This window comes from Streptomyces sp. NPDC059092 (assembly GCF_042756365.1).
Lineage (GTDB): Bacteria > Actinomycetota > Actinomycetes > Streptomycetales > Streptomycetaceae > Streptomyces.
This window is the reverse complement of record NZ_JBHZEJ010000113.1, coordinates 1-3052: the sequence shown is the minus strand read 5'-3', so window position 1 is coordinate 3052 and position 3052 is coordinate 1. Positions and strand designations below refer to the sequence as shown.

Annotated in this window: 4 protein-coding genes; all 4 read left to right on the top strand. The window is 72.9% G+C overall.

Annotated features, from left to right (window positions below):
* Window positions 1-470: ComEC/Rec2 family competence protein (locus tag ACFXPL_RS35855; RefSeq protein ID WP_384927359.1), on the top strand; the 470-nt coding region annotated here is incomplete at its 5' end.
* Between the two features lie 140 nt (window positions 471-610).
* Window positions 611-1495 (top strand): YceI family protein, encoded by an 885-nt coding sequence (locus ACFXPL_RS35850; protein ID WP_384927358.1) that lies wholly within the window; start codon window positions 611-613, stop codon window positions 1493-1495.
* Window positions 1496-1537: 42 nt separating this feature from the next.
* Window positions 1538-1783 (top strand): hypothetical protein, encoded by a 246-nt coding sequence (locus tag ACFXPL_RS35845; protein ID WP_384927357.1) that lies wholly within the window; start codon window positions 1538-1540, stop codon window positions 1781-1783.
* 188 nt (window positions 1784-1971) lie between these two features.
* On the top strand, window positions 1972-2970 hold the full coding sequence (gene holA / locus ACFXPL_RS35840; protein WP_384927356.1) for a DNA polymerase III subunit delta: 999 nt from the start codon (window positions 1972-1974) through the stop codon (window positions 2968-2970).
* Window positions 2971-3052 lie beyond the last annotated feature (82 nt).

The window sequence follows — 3052 nt, the reverse complement described above, 5'->3', positions numbered from 1 at the left end:
CCGGGGGCGGGCGGCTCCCCCCCGCCCCCACCTCGGCGCGCACCAAGGCCCCGGGGGGCGGGGGGGGCGGGGCCCCCCGGCCCACCGCCGAGCCCAACGACTCCAGCGTCACCCTGTTCGTACGGGTCGCCCGGGGCCCCACACTGCTGCTCCTGGGCGATCTCGAACCACCCGCCCAGCGCGCCCTGTCGCGGGAGTATCCGGCACTGCCCCCGGTGGACGTCCTCAAGGTGGCTCACCACGGTTCGCCCCATCAGGACCCGGGGCTGCTCAGGGAGGTGCGCCCGCGGCTCGCGCTGATCTCCGCGGGCCGGGACAACCCGTACGGGCATCCCGCGCCCCGTACCGTCGACGCGCTGCGTGCCGGGGGAGCGACGGTGCTGAGCACCGACCGGGACGGGGCGATCGCGGTCGTGGGGGCCGGGGCGGGTCTGCGGGCCGTTCCGCGAGGACGGAGCGGCGAGCGGTGACACCCACGTTCTCTACCAGTCGGTACGTTTGCCTCGAACGGGGCAAGAGTGATCGAATGCTTATTCGTCATGGGTCGCCGTTCCGACGACGTTCCGCGGTGCGGCCCCGTAGAGCCCGACCGCACAGGGGTACGCACGCCATGATCAGCCGCCTTCTCGGCCGACGGACGGCCGCTCATCAGAAGCCCGGCCCGTTCGCCGGCCTCTCCGTACCGCCCGGCGCCGGGCTGCTCACCTGCCGAGTCGTCGATCCGGTCGACGAGCCCGTCGGGCAGGCCGAGTTCACGGTGAGCGACAGCAACGGCCGCAAGATCGTGAGCGGGGAGACCGACCCGTTCGGGACGATGGTGGCGATGGTCCCCCTCGGGGAGTACCGGCTGGCGATATCCGCCGACAGTTTCACCCCGTTCCGGGGCAACGTGACGGTCGGAGAGAGCGCCGAGTCCAGCGGCCTGGGCGACATCACACTCCAGGTGGCCCCGTCGCTGCCGCTGCCCGCGCCCGGCGACTGGGAGATCGAACCGGCCCACTCCCGGATCGGTTTCATCGCCCGTCACATCGGGCTCGCCCGTGTCCACGGCCGCTTCGACAACTTCGCCGGGGCGATCAGGATCGGCGAGACGATCGAGCAGTCGGCGATGCACGTCGTCATCGGCGCCGCGTCGATCGACACCAGTGTGCAGATGCGCGACGACCACCTGCGCTCCGCCGACTTCCTCGACGTGGACAACTACCCGACGCTGGAGTTCTACAGCGACCGCTTCGCCCACCGCGGGGGCAACAACTGGGCGATCACCGGCGCGCTCACGCTCCACGGCGTCACCCGTACGGTCACCCTCGACGCCCACTACCTGGGCATAGGCAACGGCATGGAGGGCGAGACCCGCGCGGCCGTCCGCGCCAGTACGGAGCTGCACCGCGAGGACTACACCGTCAACTGGCAGTCGATGCTGGCGCGGGGCATCGCGGTCGTCGGCTCCAGCATCAAGATCGAGATGGATATCCAGATCGTCCCCAAGACCTGACCGGGCGGCCGGGAGGCTCCGGCCGGCTGGGAGAATGCGGCCGTGAGCGATGTGAGACACGTACTGGTGCTGCCCGACCGCGACGCGGCGGAGGAGGTGGCGCAGGCACTCGGCGAGCGGTTCCCGGTGACCGAGGAGCCCCAGCTCGTACGGGACGCCCTGGCCGGCGAGGACGACGCCGAGGACGCCCAGTGGCTGGTGGTCGTGGAGGACCCCGAGGCGCGACTGGACTCCGCGGCGCTGGACACCTTCGTGGCCGACTGGGACGGCTGGCGCGAGGCTCCGTAAGGTCCGGTGGGGCCTCGCCCCTCCGGCCGTGAGCCTCCGAGACCCCGGACCTCCGAGACCCCGGACCTCCGAGACCCCGGACCTCCGAGACCCCGGACCTCCGAGACCCCGGACCCCGCGTCCGTACGCCGGAGCCTCTCCGGGCACGCGCCCCTCGCTGTCGGTGGCGCGTGAGATCGTGGACCACGATGGCCACCAGAAAAGCTTCCACCGACGATCCGCTCGCCCCGCTCACGCTCGCCGTGGGCCAGGAGGACCTGCTGCTCGACCGCGCCGTGCAGCAGGTGGTCGCGGCGGCCCGCGCCGCCGACGCCGACACGGACGTCCGCGACCTCGCCTCCGACCAGCTCCAGCCCGGCACCCTCGCCGAGCTGACCAGCCCGTCGCTCTTCGCCGAGCGCAAGGTCGTGATCGTGCGGAACGCGCACGACCTCTCCGCCGACACGATCAAGGACGTCAAGGCGTATCTGGACGCGCCCGCCGAGGAGATCACCCTCGTCCTGTTGCACGCCGGGGGCGCCAAGGGCAAGGGGCTGCTGGACGCCGCCCGTAAGGCCGGGGCCCGTGAGGTCGCCTGCCCCAAGACGACCAAGCCCGCCGAGCGGCTGAGTTTCGTACGGTCGGAGTTCCGCGCGCTGGGCCGCTCGGCCACGCCCGAGGCGTGCCAGTCCCTGGTCGACTCGATCGGCAGTGATCTGCGGGAGCTGGCCAGCGCCGTCTCCCAGCTCGTGGCGGATGTCGAGGGAACGATCGACGAGGCCGTCGTCGGCCGCTACTACACGGGGCGCGCCGAGGCGTCCAGCTTCAACGTCGCCGACCGCGCCGTGGAGGGCCGGACGGCCGAGGCGCTGGAGGCGCTGCGCTGGTCGCTGTCGACCGGTGTCGCCCCCGTACTGATCACCAGCGCCCTCGCCCAGGGAGTGCGGGCCATCGGCAAGCTCTCCTCGGCTCGCGGCGGCCGGCCCGCGGATCTCGCGCGGGAGTTGGGGATGCCGCCGTGGAAGATCGACCGGGTGCGCCAGCAGATGCGCGGCTGGACGCCGGACGGCGTCGCGACCGCGCTGCGGGCCGTCGCCGAGGCCGACGCGGGCGTCAAGGGCGGCGGCGACGATCCGGAGTACGCGCTGGAGAAGGCGGTCGTCGCGATCGCCGGTGCGGCCCGCTCCGGCCGCCAGGGACAGGGCTGACGCCCGCCCCGGCCCGCCAAGGCGGGTGTCTGCCCGACCGGGCGGACCAGAGGCCCCGGAATACACGTCGAAGGCCCTGGCC